The 17,021-nt window shown below is 37.6% G+C and carries 13 protein-coding genes; 4 read left to right on the top strand and 9 right to left on the bottom strand.

Going from position 1 to position 17,021, the window contains the following annotated elements:
• Nucleotides 1-100: 100 nt before the first annotated feature.
• The 9 genes from H4J70_RS12935 to H4J70_RS12895 all read right to left on the bottom strand — a co-directional run bounded on the left by H4J70_RS12935 (nt 101) and on the right by H4J70_RS12895 (nt 9,623).
• Entirely contained in the window at nt 101-742 is a 642-nt protein-coding gene (locus H4J70_RS12935) for an RDD family protein (protein ID WP_182251248.1), read from the bottom strand.
• 18 nt (nt 743-760) lie between these two features.
• Nucleotides 761-1,300, bottom strand: coding sequence for a DUF924 family protein (locus H4J70_RS12930; RefSeq protein WP_182251247.1), 540 nt, complete (start codon nt 1,298-1,300; stop codon nt 761-763).
• Between the two features lie 45 nt (nt 1,301-1,345).
• A complete protein-coding gene (locus H4J70_RS12925) occupies nt 1,346-1,597 on the bottom strand; it encodes a hypothetical protein (RefSeq protein ID WP_182251246.1) in 252 nt (83 codons plus the stop codon).
• A 20-nt stretch (nt 1,598-1,617) separates the two neighbouring features.
• Complete coding sequence (locus tag H4J70_RS12920) at nt 1,618-1,875, bottom strand: DUF2999 family protein (RefSeq protein WP_182170121.1); 258 nt, start codon at nt 1,873-1,875, stop codon at nt 1,618-1,620.
• Nucleotides 1,876-2,042: 167 nt separating this feature from the next.
• Nucleotides 2,043-2,957, bottom strand: a complete 915-nt coding sequence (locus tag H4J70_RS12915) for a hypothetical protein (protein ID WP_182214193.1) — start codon at nt 2,955-2,957, stop codon at nt 2,043-2,045.
• Between the two features lie 242 nt (nt 2,958-3,199).
• Nucleotides 3,200-3,661, bottom strand: a complete 462-nt coding sequence (locus H4J70_RS12910; protein WP_182221707.1) for a nuclear transport factor 2 family protein — start codon at nt 3,659-3,661, stop codon at nt 3,200-3,202.
• 180 nt (nt 3,662-3,841) lie between these two features.
• Complete coding sequence (locus H4J70_RS12905; RefSeq protein WP_182251245.1) at nt 3,842-6,397, bottom strand: EAL domain-containing protein; 2,556 nt, start codon at nt 6,395-6,397, stop codon at nt 3,842-3,844.
• A 460-nt stretch (nt 6,398-6,857) separates the two neighbouring features.
• The gene (locus tag H4J70_RS12900) at nt 6,858-8,177 is read right to left on the bottom strand and encodes a DEAD/DEAH box helicase (RefSeq protein ID WP_182251244.1); all 1,320 of its coding nucleotides are present in this window, start codon (nt 8,175-8,177) and stop codon (nt 6,858-6,860) included.
• A gap of 171 nt (nt 8,178-8,348) precedes the next feature.
• The gene (locus tag H4J70_RS12895; RefSeq protein WP_182214186.1) at nt 8,349-9,623 is read right to left on the bottom strand and encodes a S8 family serine peptidase; all 1,275 of its coding nucleotides are present in this window, start codon (nt 9,621-9,623) and stop codon (nt 8,349-8,351) included.
• A 544-nt stretch (nt 9,624-10,167) separates the two neighbouring features.
• On the opposite strand from H4J70_RS12895, the gene H4J70_RS12890 reads away from it, so the two are divergent.
• The 4 genes from H4J70_RS12890 (at nt 10,168) to H4J70_RS12875 (ending at nt 16,909) form a co-directional block, all read left to right on the top strand.
• Complete coding sequence (locus H4J70_RS12890; protein WP_182251243.1) at nt 10,168-11,034, top strand: putative selenate ABC transporter substrate-binding protein; 867 nt, start codon at nt 10,168-10,170, stop codon at nt 11,032-11,034.
• Nucleotides 11,034-11,732, top strand: a complete 699-nt coding sequence (locus tag H4J70_RS12885; protein ID WP_182251242.1) for an ATP-binding cassette domain-containing protein — start codon at nt 11,034-11,036, stop codon at nt 11,730-11,732. The genes H4J70_RS12890 and H4J70_RS12885 overlap by 1 nt, the downstream gene beginning before the upstream one ends.
• A gap of 9 nt (nt 11,733-11,741) precedes the next feature.
• Nucleotides 11,742-13,241 carry an ABC transporter permease gene (locus H4J70_RS12880; protein ID WP_182251241.1) on the top strand — a complete coding sequence of 500 codons (1,500 nt, stop codon included), beginning with the start codon at nt 11,742-11,744 and terminating at the stop codon, nt 13,239-13,241.
• 350 nt (nt 13,242-13,591) lie between these two features.
• Nucleotides 13,592-16,909 carry a DEAD/DEAH box helicase gene (locus H4J70_RS12875; protein ID WP_182251240.1) on the top strand — a complete coding sequence of 1,106 codons (3,318 nt, stop codon included), beginning with the start codon at nt 13,592-13,594 and terminating at the stop codon, nt 16,907-16,909.
• Nucleotides 16,910-17,021 lie beyond the last annotated feature (112 nt).

The following is a 17,021-nucleotide window of genomic DNA, read 5'->3' as shown; positions in this document are numbered from 1 at the left end:
TAATCGCGAGCAGATAATACCAAAACGATGCTTAGAAAATAACTGCATGTTTATCAACAGACTAAGTCAGTAAACATGCAGATTTTATCATTAAATAAGTTTAGTTGTTGGTATAACAGACTTTTGTTTTTGCGACATAATCATGCAGACAACGCTTTTCTTTACCAAAGATAAAGAGTGGATTAACCAGGCCTGAAATAATTTGACCACCAAAAGGAACAAGAGAAAGTAGTTGCATCGGTATCATCCGCTTAACGTAAATTGTCGTTAAACTTGCCTTACTGTCATCTAAATTTTCAATTCGAATAGACATGAAATTCTTGCCTATGGTTTGTCCATAATGGTAAAGCAGGTAACCATGTAAGACAAGGCCAGCAATAAGTCCATAAGCGAGTAACATCACTGTTAAAGAAAAAGTGGGTTCCGCTAATTTATCAAAACCGACAGTGATAAAAATAGGTACAGCAGCAAATATACCAATAAGACCATCAATTAATGCCGCATAAAAACGGTCTAAACGTGTTGCTTTTTCACCCACTCTTTTCACATTTTGTTCTATCTCCGGTTCAGCGACAGTTTGCTCGACTGTTACAGCTACATGTGCGGGTTCAACAACTGTTTTCTCAACTATTAACTTATTAATTTCTGCAGCTCGTTCTGGGTATTGCTCACTGTCGATTTGTTCTGCTGCTGAGTATAATTCTTCTAAGGTATATGACGTAAAATCGATTATTGGATCCATGTAGACTATGCTTCCTTTTTAAAAAGATGAATTGGCTTGTGTTAAGAACTCACGTTCTTCTTGACTAGACTTCCTGTTAAGGATTTTATTGCGATGCGGATAACGGCCAAATTTTTCAATGATTATTTTATGTTTATTTTCAAAATCGATACTTGAAGCAACGCCATTATCGACAAAGAGCTTAACAGCGATATCATGTATCATTAATGACTCACTATGCATAAACGGCATATACAAAAAATTTCTTTCTAAATGATTTAACTCTTGATCAGCGCCAACGGCTATCGCTTCTTGAGCAAGCGCTAAAGCTAAAGGGTCACAGGCAAAAGCACCTGGCGTATCACGATACATATTTCTAGAGAACTGATCTAGAATAATAATTTCAGCAAGTCGCCCTTTAGCTGTAAGTCGCCATTTGAATAACTCACCACTATTTGCCGCCAGATGCACAGCCGAAAACTTGCTAATAATACACTGATCAAACGCGAGGTCTTTTAGCCACCACTGTGATTGATCAATTTCTGTAAACCAAAAATTTAAAACGTCATCTGCATTCATTTACCCAACCTCCATCGCTGTAATCAATCTATCGGCTAAGAACTTTTATTTATACGTCACTTTGCCACCAATCATTTTAAAGACTGGCATACCCCGAATTAACGTCTCCCGAGCAAAGACACTGGCACAGCTTGGGCACACACAGGGTGTCATGGTAAAATTTTTAACTATCCGAGCTTTAAAACATTTAACTAATGCCCCTTTACCGCCTTTTTTGTATTTATACAGAGGTGCTCGACACTTACTGCAATAAATATCAACAGACTTTTCAGGGGCTTTTTTATTGGGCTTAGCCATCAATAACAGTTACTAAACTATTATTTATTTTCTTTAAGTTTAGCTTTAGCCGCTTCAACTTTAGCAAAATCTAAACCTAGCTCTTCTACCGCTTCTTTAATTAGTTCTGGGCTAGACATGACCATCATCATAATTGATTGCAACTTCTCCGGTGGTAAACCCAATGACTGAATATTCATCATCGCCATCATTGGGTTTTCGGTGAGTACTTGAAAAAGTTCTTTAATTTTTTCTTCACTTACATTTAATTCTTTTAGTGCCTGAATAATAGGATTCATTACCTTTCCTTAAAACATAAAACTTAGCTAAACAGCATTGTCGCTATTTCAACTGACATTTACCAATCTAATTTTCTCATTCATTGGCACTATTTTCAGTAAATGTTATTTACCTAGTGACTAGATGATTAAAAAATAGCAAGAATTGATAGCAATATTTAAATGGCTCACTCCTGGAGTGAGTGAACGGGAATTTTTCTTTGTTTATCAAGTTTAATTAAGTAAGCATTTCTGCCAATACCCATAAATTCTTCGTCCGTATAAACAACGGTATTATCATCAAAAAAAGTCACTGACTCTTTTTGGGTAATAGTCCCTAGATTAATTTCATAAGCATCGCCTGAAAAAAAGTCATCCCCTTGCCAATTTTCAAATAGCCACAACCTTTGTGAGTCTAATAACACCAGTTTCTTTTTATTGGGGCTTAACGCCGCAGAAGTTATCCAACAGAGTTTTTCATGATGCGTGCAAGTCGTGAAAGAGCTGAGCTTTGTCGCCTGATGATTAGCCGCATAAGCCCCTATTCGGTACAAATTAGTTTCACCGTCAAATGGCACGGATCTGTTCTTTGTAAACAAGTACAATTTCTTTTTGTAAAAAACAAAAGCTTCTAAATCATATTTTTTCTGATGTTCTTTTGGCGGATAACTATTTTGCTCTGGATACATAAATTTAATTATCTCAGCGCTAGTGCTATCGCCCTTAATATCAATGGGGTTTTCTATTTTATAGATGGTTAGCCATTTTCGCTTATTGTCGTTATTGCCAAAATCACCTAAAAAGAAATGGCCAAAATCGTCTTGGGTCATATCTTCCCAATCAATATTTTTAGCATTAGTGATCAACACCGTTTTACTTATTTTACCATCGGCTTCAACCCGGTATAAATTCGGCTTATCACCACCATCATTTATTGCCCAAAGTTTACCTTTTTTATCAAATTCAATACCCGAAACTTCCGTGAGCCTCTCATCCATTGAAACCAGTTTATTGTTATAATGATGTTTAATTGATGAACCCAGCGCAATAAAAATAAACAATGATAAAAATGTAGTTAACCAACGTAGGTTTTTCTTGAGCATAGGGTTTTTAATTTTCCGAAAATACTAATCAAGGAATTAAAATAAAGACTTATTTTAATTCAAGAAAAAATGGATAAAGTTTAAGGAGATCACTTTGAATGTTCAAGATCTGCTGCCAGTCGAATTTTTCGACGCTATTATAAACTGTTTTAGCGCTTTTAGGAAAAGACAGTTTGTCGCGACTGCAGGTCATTATTTTTCAATTTCAATACTTAGTCACATCTGAATCTGTTGAACGTAGGTTAATCAACATATTCAGACAATAAAATATCTTTAGGAATACTCTCAGCTTTTATTCGCGTTGAATGCAGCATTTGCATTTTCCATTGCCCCGCCACTTTCACCATGACGGCACTTTCTAACCAAGCTACAGTACTTTCTTCCTTGCCATTATTGAAAGTTGCTTTATTCCAATAACTCACCCATGCAACATCACTATAAACCCTTGTTTTAATGACACTAAAATAGTTTCTTCTTTTATACTCTGAGGGTTTAACAACGTTAATCAGGTCGGTTAAGCTCCAATCTTCGCCGGCTTCTAACAACTGAAAATCGTCAGTGACCACGGCTTTCATTTTAAGATGGTCTGCTGCTGACATCGCAGAAAATAGTGCTTCAACCGGTCTAAAAACGGCTTCATTGGCCAATGAATTAACGCTTACTGATAAAGTAAGAATAAGAATAAGTAAATTTTTATTGTTCATGGTTTTCCCTAGTAATCAGTTATTTTATAATTATGCCTAGCTAAATTGATAGACACTTTGTTAATAAACTTTATAGCAAAAACCTAAACTCTGATTATCTTTGAGTAATAGTTTTTAATAAAAATTAACCGTTACGTACCAAGATAAGTTTTTATTACCATTACCTTGCACGTTCGATTGCTAAATATTGTCGTTGAGATACGCAATAAAGGCGTGCTCTTCGAGTGGGCGACTAAAAAAATATCCTTGAATATAATCGCATTGATGCTTAGTTAGTAATTGGCACTGAGCAAGATCTTCAACCCCTTCGGCAACCACTTTTAAACCTAAACTTTTTGCCATCGACAAGATAGCGCAAGCCAAAGCTTCATCTTCAGCATTAAAGGTAATATCTTTAATAAAAGCGCGGTCTATTTTTAATATGCTAATAGGAAACCGCTTTAAGTAGCTAAGTGACGAATAACCGGTACCAAAGTCATCAATCGACAGTTCTATACCCATAGCTCTTATAGCTGATAACTGAATTAGGGTTTGATCATCTTCTTGAATTAATAAACTTTCAGTCATTTCAAGGATCAGTGAATCTGGAGCAAGTTGTGTTTTTGCTAAGATAGTTTCAAGTTTACTGATAAAATCCTGACGTTGGAACTGCACACTCGAGATATTAACTGATATCTTTGGCGCAAGGTCAAATTGGCTTTGCCAGCATTTAGCTTGTTTACAAGCTTCTTCTAAGACCCAATCTCCAATTTCAGTAATAAAACCAATATCTTCTGCCAATGCAATAAAGTCAGCCGGTGGAACCAAGCCTTTTATCGGGTGTAGCCATCTAACTAAGGCCTCAGCAGAAACAACTTTATTACTACTAACTTGATGGATAGGTTGATAATGTAAAATCAACTCCTTGTTGACAATAACCTTGCGTAGTTCAACTTCTAGATGCCTTCGTTGTTGGGCTTTAATATCCATTTCTTTGGTAAAAAATTGCACATTTTTTTTACCCTTTTCTTTGGCTTTATACATAGCGCTATCGGCTTTACTCAATAGCTCTTCATAGGTACTGCCATCATCTGGAAATATTGATATACCTATGCTTGCGGTAACATAAGCTTCTATTTCTATTAAATGAAATGGCTTAGCTATTTTATCAAGTATCTGGCTGGCAATTTTTTCAAAACTAAAGACATCATTGTCGCCCGACAAAATTATTGCAAATTCATCACCACTCAAACGACTGACCGTATCGGCCTTTCTTACCGACTCTTTGATACGCTCTGTGGTTAATTTTAACAGCATATCTCCCTTAGCGTGGCCAAAGGTATCATTAACATTCTTAAAGCCATCTAAATCAATAAAAAATATCGCAACTCTATTATTGTCCCGTTGGGCAAGTTCCAAAGTATGCTCAAATCTGTCGACAAACAGATTTCTATTGGCGAGTCCGGTCAATGAATCGTAATTAGCTTGGCGATAAATTTTATCTTCGGCCTTTTTACGTTTAGTAATATCACTAAATAATGAAACATAAGACTCTAATTGCCCAAACTCATCTCTCAAAGCAGTAACAGATAACCATTCATAAAACACCTCACCATTTTTACGTCGATTGCAGATTTCACCTTGCCACTGCCCCAAGCTTTCCAAATCTGCCGCCATGCGCTGATAAAATTCTGTGTCATGATGCCCAGAGCTTAATAATGTGGGATTTTTACCTAAGACTTCTTTTTCCTCATAGCCAGTAATTAATATAAACGCTTGATTAACCGCAACAATATTATTATCAATGTCGGTAACCATTACAGCCTCTGTTGCGGTTTTAAATACCGTTGAAGCGAGTCTTAACTGCTTTTCATCTTGCTTAATTTGAGTAATATCTTCTTTAATCCCTACATAACTGGTGATTCTATTTTTAGCATCTTTGAGGGGATATACATTGGCTTTCTCCCAAAAATTATCACCATTTTTTCGCTGATTATAAAACTCCCCGACCCAGTGTTTACCTGATGTAATTGTTGCCCATAAATTCTCATAGAGCGGAGATTGATGAAAACCAGATTTAAGAATATTTGTTTTTTGACCGATCACTTCTGTTGCTTGAAATCCAGAACTTTTAACAAATTCTTTATTAACATAAGTGATAATACCATCAAGGTCTGCGGTTTGAATTGAGACGGGGCTTTGCTCTACAATTTGAGCGATTAATGAACGCTGAGCTTCAGCTTCATTTTTTCGTTTTAACATAAAAAGTAAAAAAAGACTCAAGGTCGATAATAACAAGAGACCTATCACTAATAGTTGTATTAAGTTTTTTTTAGTTTTATCGATTTCATTAACTTGCTTGTCGACCAAGTTCTCTAAATTACTTTGATAATGCCAAAGCGCTTGCTGATATTCCCTTTCTGATGTCACATCTTGGATAATAGAAAAGAGCACAGCTTTATTATTATAAGTTATCGGAATGGAATGTGACGACACAGTTTTGATATCGCCATTACTGGTTTTATGTCTAAAAATAAAATAATTTCTATCTTCTGATTTAGCTAAGGCTCTTTCTGAAGCGACTTGCTCTACACTCAACAGGTTAATGTCTTGAATAGCCAGTGACTCAAGTTTTTTTTCTGCGAATCCATAGAAGTGTTGAGCGGCTGAATTTGCCTGAAGAATATTACCGGTTTTAGGCTCAATGATTAACATAACTGCGCTATGTTTTTCAAAAATAGCGCTAAAGTCACTCATTGAAAAAGTATCATTTGAAAATAATAACAGCAAAACAAAAGCGCAAAGATACCGATTTTTTTTGAACGAAGCCTTGATCGCCTTTAGCTGGCAGAAGCGCTTAACATTGAACATATGATCCTATTATACTTAACAATAAGGTTAAATTTCATTCAAGTAAAAACTGTATTAAGATAGTTCGTTAAATTAACTTAATTCCGTTTAATACTAAGATAGTAACATAGGGTGAGATTAATAACAGGAAGTCAAAAAGAGTATAGAAGATCAGAGGTGACACTTTATAATTTAGCGATTATTGACCGTCAATAAAAGTGCATTAGCACTTATTCTATTGGGCTAAATCTTGCTAAAACACCATAAAAAAAACACCAAGCCAATAAATGACTGATGTTTTTATTTGCTAAGTAAGATATTAGCTCATTAGGCTGAATATACATTCAGCCGCTTAGTTTAATCACTGTTATTCTGTGTCGCTATAACCGGCCCAAATATCAGCGTTTATGGTATTCACCGCCCCTTTCTTTTTACGCTTTTTCTTTCCTGTGCCTTCAGGCTTTGCCATGGGTTTCTCTGCAGCAGTAATTGAATCATTACTGACTTCATCGGCTTCAAAACCTTTGACTTGCTCACGTTCAAGACGAATTTTATTTTTCTTTTCGATGATACTAAAGTGATGAAAGTCTTCATGGTCAATCAATGATAAAGCTAAACCTACTTCACCAGCACGGCCACTTCGACCAATACGATGCATGTAGTCTGATGGACTTCTCGGTAAGTTGAAATTAATAACCACCGGCAGTTTTTCAATGTCTAGTCCGCGAGCGGCTATATCTGTTGCAATGAGCACGTCAATCTCGCCAGCTTTAAAGCCATCAAGTACTCTACTTCGTTCGCCTTGACCTTTATCACCATGAAACACTGCCGCGGTAATACCACGTTTAGCAAGTTTTTCAGCTAAATGCTCACAGTGGTGTTTAGCATTAACAAAGATGAGCGCTTGTCGCCATTCATTTTCTGCAATTAAATGTGCTAACACTGCTGTTTTTTCGCCTTTATTAACGCTAAAGACACGCTGGACTAGCGTACTTGCATCAGCACTTTGAACTTGTATCTCGATCGGGTTGTTAAGTAATTCTTGGGTTAGCGCTTTTACTTGTTCGGGAAAGGTTGCTGAAAATAATAATATTTGTTTTTTCTTCGGTAATAAGGCTAACAGCGCAGATAACTCTTCGGTAAAACCTAAGCTTAACATCCTATCGGCTTCATCAAGGACTAAGGTCTTAACCAAATCAAGCTTAATGGCATTACTTGAAATTAAATCGAGTAATCGACCCGGGGTTGCCACCAGAATATCGGCGCCACCTCGTAATGCCAACATTTGTGTATTCACAGATACACCACCAAAAACAGCAACCGTTTTTATCGCACCATTGAAATGCACGGCATAAGATTTAATGCTCTCTGCTACTTGTTTAGCAAGTTCACGCGTAGGTACTAAAATAAGCCCAGTAACATAATTCCCCTTGTTACTCTTGCCATTTGAGGCTGTATCAGCAGACAGTTGTAAAAAAATGTGCTGCAAAAGTGGTAATGCAAAGGTAGCTGTTTTACCTGAACCGGTATTTGCCCCTGCAATTAAGTCACGTCCTGCTAAAACACTTGGAATAGCTTGTGCCTGAATAGGCGTCGGCTGCAAATATTTGAGCTCAGTTAATCGAGCTAATAGGGGGGGAATAAGACCAAGTTCTGTAAACTGGGCTGGGGTTGAAATAGAGGTCATTAAGATAAAGGGCTCAAGGCTAAAATAAGTAAGTATATTTTAGCCTATTTTTGCCCCAGTAAGTTAATAAAATTGACTAACCCTAGCAGAAAGCCCTTAACGTGAATTAAATTCAAGTTAAGGGAACACCCTGACAAGATAGTTAAATTTTACTAATAACTCTTTACTTCTTTATTTAGAGATTTCGGCGTTAAGAAAATCTTCTTGGTGAGGCTGACCCGTTGTATTAGTTAAATTAGCATTAGACTCACTGTTGTAAAGTAACCAATCTCTTGCTGCGCCAAAAGCGCTGCCATCAGGGTTTAGTGATATAGACTCCAAGTAAAGCGCTAAAACACCCGCAACATGTGGAGCGGCCATTGATGTGCCGCTCATCGTTGTTGTGCCACCGCCACTTTTAGTCGATAAAATATTAGCTCCAGGGGCTGCAATAGCTACTGGCGCAGATTGATGACTAGTCCAGCTAGCTGAGCCATTGCCCCAGTTAGAAAAGCCAGCCCAATCATCATTTATATCGGTTGCACTAACGGTTATCACCGCATCGTCATAAGCTGCTGGCGTTGAACCATAAGCATCTGCGCTGTCATTTCCTGCCGCCACAGCAAAAATAACCCCTTGATTTTTCGCATTACAGATAGCGCGATGAAAGTTATCATTACCAATAAAACCGTCATTGGTACAGGTACCTGTTTTAGAACCATCACCGCCCAAGCTCATGTTAGCAACAACCGCTACGCCTAAAGATTCAGCCTGCTGTGTTACCCAATCAATACCAGCAATAACCCCAGAATTAGAGCCACTGCCAGCAGCATTTAATACTTTAACGGCATGTAAAGTAACGGCTGGTGCTACGCCAATAACATCAAGGTTATTATCTAATGCACCAATGGTGCCAGCAACATGGGTGCCATGGCCTTGATCATCATCCCAGTTATTTGAACAATCTAAACCAAGACACATTTCAACACTATAACCATTAGCGACATTACTAGCTAAATCTGGGTGATCAGAATCTATACCCGTATCAATAACATAAACATGAACCCCCTGACCGGTGTTTTCATCAGTATTTGCCCCTATGCGACTAATTCCCCAAGGAGTTTCTTGCTGGCTAGTCTGGCAACCAAATAAGAAACTGCAGGCTGCCACTTGATTGGAAGTACTTTTTGTTGCGTGAACTCTGCCATCTTTTGAAACACTCAAAACACGTTGATCTTGACTTAGCTGGGCAAGTACTTTTGACGGAACCGTCGCAGAAAAACCAGTAAAAACATGGCTGTAAGTATATTTACTTGCTATAGCGTAATCGTCGATAAAGTCTGCAACACTGGCGATTTGATTAGCATCTAGGCTAACGATAATATTGCTAAGTGCGTTGTCTTCTGCAGCAATAGCTGGCAGTGCAATACAAGATGAAATCATTAAGCTTATTAATTTCTTTTTCATTTTTGGCTCCACATAGTATTAAGTTTCTCAAGTTACTCTAGGATAGAGCACTTAATTATTGTTTTTGGTACACATCTAAAAGTAAACGTGTTGTTACCAATGTAGAGTCTTGATACTGGTATGACCATCAGGGGAAACCCCTACTTTAATAATATTAACCCCTCACTGGAGGCATTGTCTTGTTAACAAACAAGTTAATATCGAAAAAAAACCGAGCAAATAAACACGGTTGTTAAAACGCCGCTAATAGTAAATGTTTAAGATTTAGCTGATGAGCGTAAAAAGGTAGGATTTAATTATGATTTCAGTATTACTGATGTGTGTATTGAGTTTCAAGTAAACAGAAACAGCTAGATATTTTAAATAATAAATATGGCTAAACGGTATTTTATGCAGAGTATCGATTAAATTGCGCAAAAGCGTGTGAATCATTATTTTTTAAGTAATAATACGCCATCAAACTTCCATAATTTTCCTGCATCAATATAACATCGATTATCATCATATTGACGTTACTATTGGGTTAAAAATAACTAGAGATACCATGAAAATACTAACCACTTTAATCACATCATTAACGTTAATACTAAGCACCTTAGTAAGTGTCAACGCTATCGCCACAACCTTTACTTTTACCGCGATCCCTGATGAAGACGAATCTCAATTAAGAACTCGTTTCGAAAAAGTAGCCTTGTATTTAGAAAAGGAACTTGGCGTCAAGGTTAAATACGTACCGGTAAAGTCATACTCTGCCGCCGTAACAGCCTTTAGAAACAACCAAGTTCAACTCGCTTGGTTCGGTGGTTTATCTGGCGTACAAGCCCGACTTTTAGTGCCTGGATCACAAGCGATTGCTCAAGGCTATGAAGATCAGTTTTTTAAGAGCTATTTTATCGCTCACCACAGTACGGGGTTAACGATGAACGACAATTTCCCTGATATAAATGATAAAACCTTCACCTTCGGCTCAAAAGGCTCAACATCAGGTCGATTAATGCCACAATATTTTATTGAGCAACATTTAGCTAAAAAGCCACAGCAAGCATTTAAACGTGTTGGTTTTTCTGGTGACCATAGCCGCACTATTGCTCAAGTTCAAGCGGGCGCTTACCAAGTTGGTGCTGTTAATTATAAAGTATGGGAAAGTGCACTTAGCGCAGGAAAAATAGACACCAATAAAGTCGGTGTTATTTGGGAAACCCCTACCTACCCTGATTACCAATGGACGATACGCGCCAATGTTGATGCGGAATTTGGCAAAGGCTTTGCGAATAAAGTGCAGGCGGCACTTCTCAATATGAATAACCCAGAGCTACTTAGTAGCTTTCCACGTTCTTCTTTTGTTAATGCTGAAAATAAAGATTTTGAGCCAGTATTAACAGTGGCTAAAAAGATAGGACTTATCGATTAATGATAACCCTCGACAACCTAAACCTTTATCATCATAAAACAACCAGCAATAATACAGGTAAGCGTAAAGGGGCTGCTCAAGTCATCTTTGATCTAAGTCTGACGATAAATAAAGGTGAAAAAGTTGCGATTATTGGTCCCTCTGGTGCAGGAAAAACCTCGCTACTGCACCATGTATATCAGTGTTTACAAACCAGCGCAGCGCTTTGTTCTCAGCGCCAAGGCTTGGTCGATAACTTAAGTATCTTCCACAATATATTTATGGGTGCTTTAGCTCGCCACCATTGGTTATTTAATCTTATTAACTTAATGAGACCTTTTAAACAAGACTTACACAATATTGGCCTACTTTGTCAGCAGTTAGAACTAGATGAGCCCTTAGCCAAGTCAGTAGATAAACTTTCTGGTGGGCAAAGACAACGAGTCGCATTAGCAAGAGCTTTATATCAGCAGCAAGATATATTTCTTGGCGATGAACCTTTTTCAGCACTTGACCCATTAATGGCGTCAAGATTACTTGAAATAATATTAGCTCGCCACAAAACTGTCATTATGGTTGTACACGACCGTACATTGGCAATGAACGCTTTCGATCGTGTTATCGCCTTAGATAAAGGTCGGTTGGTACTCGACAGCAAAAAACAGTCCATTAACCAACAGCAGATCAGCAAACTTTATCAAACTGACGCAGTCGCGTAGGTTTATTTTATGGCGTTGCGACAAAATACAGTTTACCCATTAGGATATTGGCAAAAAGTCACCTTATCAATAGGATTTATCGCCTTAGTTATTATTCCTTTTGCTGATATAGAAATTGTTACTTTCGACCCTTTACTTGAGTTATCGCTTATGGCTCAAGGTTTTATTCACGCTGACTTTTTCGCCACTGAATACCTGTTTCAAGCGATAATTCAAACCCTTAACTTTGCCATTATTGGTGTATCTTTAGGACTGCTGCTCGGCGCTCCTCTCGCACTCATCTACCCACACCCTTTAGTATCTGGCTGCTGCGCTTTTTTACGCGCAATTCATGAGATCTTTTGGGCGCTGTTATTTTTACAAGTTTTTGGTCTTTCTCCAATAACAGGCATTTTAGCGATCACTATTCCCTTTGCCGCCACTTTTGCTCGGGTATTTCACGATATAATCAATCAATCGTCAGACAATCCATTAGAGAGTATTGACAGCAGAGCAGATATTATTAGCCGCTATACCTATGGCAAAATAGCTCAAGTTTTACCGCAACTTATCACCTACACACGCTACCGTTTTGAATGCGCGCTGCGCAGTAGCGCTGTACTAGGATTTATTGGTATGCCAACGCTGGGCTATTATTTAGAAAGCGCTTTTAAACAAGGAAACTATAGCGAAGGCGCAGCATTACTGATGATATTTATTGCGCTTATTGGCACGATTCGTTATTGGTGCCCTCCTAAGTTATTAGGGGTTTACCTTATTATTGCTTGTATAACATTGGTAGAAATTCCTACGCTAGATAGCAGTTTACTGATACGCTTTATTAGCCAAGATATTATTCCTCCTGCGTTAGTAAACACCTTAAGTTTTTCCGACGTGCAATGGTCATTACTTTATACTTGGTTTAGCGATATTGTCACGCTACAGGCTTTCCCCGGGGCGATATCGACCCTAATTTTAGCCTTATTAGCATTAGCGGCTAGCCACTTTGTTAGCTTAAATGCCCATGCCATTGCAAGTAAGCATCTATGGCCTGCCCCACTTGCGTATTTTGGTCAGTTCATTTTACTTATTGGTCGTTCAGTACCTGAATACATATTAGCGTTTATTTTTTTAATATTACTTGGCCCGTCGATGTTACCTGCTATTCTTGCCCTAGCCATACATAATGGTAGTGTTATCGCCTACTTAACGGTTCGACAAAGTAACGCCATAGCGCCCCCCCTGATGCAGATAAGCACGTTAAATAAGTTTAACTACTACATAATGCCAAGCATTTATCCCAATATGATGGCTTTATTGTTTTATCGATTCGAGATTATCGTCCGTGAAACTGCCGTGTTTGGTATTTTAGGTATTATGACATTAGGTTTTTATATCGACAGTAATTTCAGTGAAATACGCTACAGTAGTGCATTAATTCTTATCATCTGTACCGCTTTACTTAATGTCGCCATCGATCATATTTCAATGCGGCTACTTAACTCCCACAAACAATCGTTAACGACATAAGTTAAAACCAACACTTATCGATTTTGCCATTTTATTACAAATAATTAGCTATTCAATAGTCCTTAAAAAAAATGATACCTGTGTTTAAATTGAACCTTGGTGCTTAAGATGAGCTTCCATTAAAAATATTACCCTTTAATTACAAGTATTAAGACAAATTGAAGGTTTTAATTCTCAGTGATACTATTGAGATGATATAATAAATGATTAACGATTCGCAGTAAGTCCTGAAAGTGCTGTTGAATTAATGTATATTTATCATCCTCTTGATATTTTTATTCTATTGAGAAGTGATATCAAACTAATTTATCCATTCACAACCTATTTGAATTCTTAATAATTAAAAACTTATGGCTACAAACACTTTTACACCTGAATTACTTGAAAAACACTTTGCCAAAAATGAATGGAAAAAAGGAACGCGTATTTTTCAGGCGAATGGCATTAAAACCTGCGCCCTTGATGGTGAAATAATTCGTGGTGTCGTTTACAGTGAACGCTCTCGCCAAAGCACTTATTTGACTCGTTTAGTGCTAAATATTAAGAATGATGGTATTGCCAGTTATTGCGATTGTTATATTGGCCGAGATTGTAAGCATGGTGCAGCGTTAGCGCAGTGTTTTATTCACGAACATTTTGACCAAAACAGTATTGCAACTTCTGAAAAGGTTATTGATAAATGGCTTAGTCGCTTTCAAGCACAGCCCAGTAGATATCAGCCCAATAGCCAACAAAAATCGCTATTGTACTTTTTAAAGCCTAACAGTTATAACGAAGATGACTATTTCACTTTAGGTATAAAATCAGCTCGCCCCAAAAATAGTGGTGGATGGAGTAGTTCACTTGGCAGCGAGTTTTCTGCCAGCTCGTTAATAAATAGCGCTTATGCTAATAACGATGATGTTGCTGTACTTACCGAACTTATCCGTACTAATCAATATGGCGATAACATCAAGTATTTTGATTTGTTCGAACGTATTATCAAAACTAATCGCTGTTTTTGGCAAACAAGTTACGACTTAAATGAAGCGATCACTTTGGGTGATCCCATAGAAGCCCAGTGGCAGTGGTTAGCCCTTGATAACAAGTTACACACCTTAAAACTTGTTTTCATGGAACCTTCGACCAACATTCTTATCATCAAAGCACAACCGCTTTGTTATTATGATGAAAAGAATAATTGCTTTGGGAAAATTAATACCAATACACAATGTAATTTTGAGGCAGACTTACTCAATTCACCTATCTTCGAAGAAGACAAATTACCTTGGGTCATGAATAAGTTATCTATGTCGTTAGGTGATGCTGTGCAGCGTTTGCCTAAACCCAAAACAGAATACTCACAAGAGTTGACCAAACCAGAAGTACATTTGCACTTTTCAACCCCCCGTGAAGCAGATCCACAATCAGGTTTTGTAAAGGTTAACTTTTCCTACCAAGGAAATTTAGTCAACCCACATAATGAGAGTGTTACGGTTACCCCCAAAAACTCAAGTGAAAATGATAACGAAACTGAAACTGATAAAAAAATAAAACTGTATCGAGATTTAACGTTTGAACAAGCGGTTATCGATAAGTTGACGACGTTAAAATTTACCGTTCAGCCCAAAGCTAAGCGTTATACTTTCACCAATGAAGACTATTTAAATAAAGATAAAACGCCTAAATTTTCGATGCTAATGCAAGGGCGTTACCTTTGGCATCACTTTTTGCATCAAGAAGTACAACCACTTAAGAATTTAGGCTGGCACATAACTTTTACTGATGATTTTTATTATAAGGCGCTCGCTACCGACAGTATTTTTGATGCTGAAGTTATTCAAACCGATGACCATGACTTTTTCTCATTAGGGTTGAACTTAACCATTGATGGTAAAAAAATGCCGGCATTTCCTATTTTGCTTGGCGCGATTGAACAACTTCCTAAATCGGCGTTAGTTGACCGCGAAAAAGAAAAACTTATTTCGCCTGATTCACCTATTTACGTTGACTTAGATAATGGTGACTTCGTTGCCTTGCGTTATCAAAGCGTACAACCGATATTGAAACAGTTTATTGAGCTGTTTATGCCCAATGCTTTAAATAAAAATGGCACTATGGAGCTATCACGTTTTCAAGGACATCAAACATTATCAATGTTAGATGACCAAGGAATGATAGCCACGGGTACCAGTAAGTTAAGAAGCTTAGCTGACAAACTCAGAGACTTCCAACAAGTGACCACGGTTCCTGTGCCAGAAGGATTGAATGCGACCTTAAGAACATATCAGCATCAAGGGCTAAATTGGTTGCAGTTTTTACGCGAGTATCAATTAAATGGTATTTTGGCTGACGATATGGGTTTAGGTAAAACGATTCAAACCTTAGCGCACCTATTAATTGAAAAACAACAAGGCCGCCTTACTAAACCCGTGCTCATTGTGGCACCAACCAGTGTTATTTTTAACTGGGCAAATGAAATAGAGAAATTTACCCCACAACTTTCTTATCGCGTTTTACACGGCAGTAAACGCCAGCAGCACTTTGATTGTTTTGAAGGACTTGACAATCAAGTTGATATTATCATCACCAGCTATGCATTGATTACTAAAGATTTAGCGCTTTATAGCCAGCAAAAATTTTATTATCTAGTGCTCGATGAAGCTCACTATATAAAGAACACTAAAACAAAATTATACCAAGCCTTTTTGACCCTCAAAGCGCAACATAAATTATGCTTGACCGGTACACCGATGGAGAATCATTTAGGTGAGTTTTGGGCACAATTTAATTTCTTATTACCGGGCTTTCTTGGTGGCCAAAGACAATTTACTAAACTCTTTAGAACACCGATAGAAAAACATGGTGAGCAAGAGCGTAAGCAGTTATTAAACCAACGCATCAAGCCATTTATTTTACGCAGAACGAAAGATAAAATAGCCACTGAGTTGCCGCCAAAGACTGAAATCATTCAAAAATTGCGTATTGAAGGTCAGCAAGCTGAGCTTTATGAATCAGTGCGTTTAGCGATGGACAGTCGTTTAAAAGATATCATTGCTGACAAAGGCTTAAAGCGCAGTCAGATAGAAGTATTGGATGCATTATTAAAACTAAGACAGGTTTGTAATCACCCTAAATTATTATCGCTTGAAGGCGCTAAAAAAGTAAACCAATCAGCCAAGCTTGACTACTTAATGGAAACGCTACCTGAGCAAATTGCTGAAGGTCGCAAAATATTAATTTTTTCTCAGTTCACCAGTATGCTTGCTTTAATAGAAGATGAGTTGGTGGCAGAAGGTATTGATTTTGTTAAACTAACTGGTTCAACGACCAACAGACAGGCCGTGGTAGACAAATTCCAAGAAGGTGAAGTGCCGGTATTTTTGATTAGCTTACGTGCTGGTGGTGTTGGCTTAAACTTAACCGCTGCCGATACCGTGATTCATTTTGACCCTTGGTGGAATCCTGCCGTAGAGAATCAAGCAACTGACAGAGCGTATCGAATTGGACAAGACAAACCTGTTTTTGTTTATAAATATATTATAGAAAATTCAATAGAAGAGAAAATCCAAAAAATACAGCAAAATAAAGCAGAACTTGCTAAAGCTTTATTGTCTGAAGAAGTCAGTGATAATAAGCTGAGTTTAACAGATGATATTTTAGGCTCGTTGCTAGCACCGCTGAGCTAATTTGAAATAATAGCCATTACATTGCATAGAGTTGATGAGAATAAGTAGAGTCATCAACTCGCTTTTAATGACACGTCATTGCTTTGAATACCGCTAACTTGCTATCTTACTT

The sequence above is a fragment of the Colwellia sp. BRX8-9 genome, assembly GCF_014077245.1.
Classification (GTDB): Bacteria; Pseudomonadota; Gammaproteobacteria; order Enterobacterales; family Alteromonadaceae; genus Colwellia_A.
This window is presented reverse-complemented; position numbering and strand designations above follow the sequence as displayed.

Excerpts from the sequence above, each read along its gene's own strand:
- H4J70_RS12935 (WP_182251248.1), bottom strand. The coding sequence starts at position 742 with ATGGATCCAATAATCGATTTTACGTCATATACCTTAGAAGAATTATAC.
- H4J70_RS12930 (WP_182251247.1), bottom strand. The coding sequence starts at position 1,300 with ATGAATGCAGATGACGTTTTAAATTTTTGGTTTACAGAAATTGATCAA.
- H4J70_RS12925 (WP_182251246.1), bottom strand. The coding sequence starts at position 1,597 with ATGGCTAAGCCCAATAAAAAAGCCCCTGAAAAGTCTGTTGATATTTAT.
- H4J70_RS12920 (WP_182170121.1), bottom strand. The coding sequence starts at position 1,875 with ATGAATCCTATTATTCAGGCACTAAAAGAATTAAATGTAAGTGAAGAA.
- H4J70_RS12915 (WP_182214193.1), bottom strand. The coding sequence starts at position 2,957 with ATGCTCAAGAAAAACCTACGTTGGTTAACTACATTTTTATCATTGTTT.
- H4J70_RS12910 (WP_182221707.1), bottom strand. The coding sequence starts at position 3,661 with ATGAACAATAAAAATTTACTTATTCTTATTCTTACTTTATCAGTAAGC.
- H4J70_RS12905 (WP_182251245.1), bottom strand. The coding sequence starts at position 6,397 with ATGAGTGACTTTAGCGCTATTTTTGAAAAACATAGCGCAGTTATGTTA.
- H4J70_RS12900 (WP_182251244.1), bottom strand. The coding sequence starts at position 8,177 with ATGACCTCTATTTCAACCCCAGCCCAGTTTACAGAACTTGGTCTTATT.
- H4J70_RS12895 (WP_182214186.1), bottom strand. The coding sequence starts at position 9,623 with ATGAAAAAGAAATTAATAAGCTTAATGATTTCATCTTGTATTGCACTG.
- H4J70_RS12890 (WP_182251243.1), top strand. The coding sequence starts at position 10,168 with ATGAAAATACTAACCACTTTAATCACATCATTAACGTTAATACTAAGC.
- H4J70_RS12885 (WP_182251242.1), top strand. The coding sequence starts at position 11,034 with ATGATAACCCTCGACAACCTAAACCTTTATCATCATAAAACAACCAGC.
- H4J70_RS12880 (WP_182251241.1), top strand. The coding sequence starts at position 11,742 with ATGGCGTTGCGACAAAATACAGTTTACCCATTAGGATATTGGCAAAAA.
- H4J70_RS12875 (WP_182251240.1), top strand. The coding sequence starts at position 13,592 with ATGGCTACAAACACTTTTACACCTGAATTACTTGAAAAACACTTTGCC.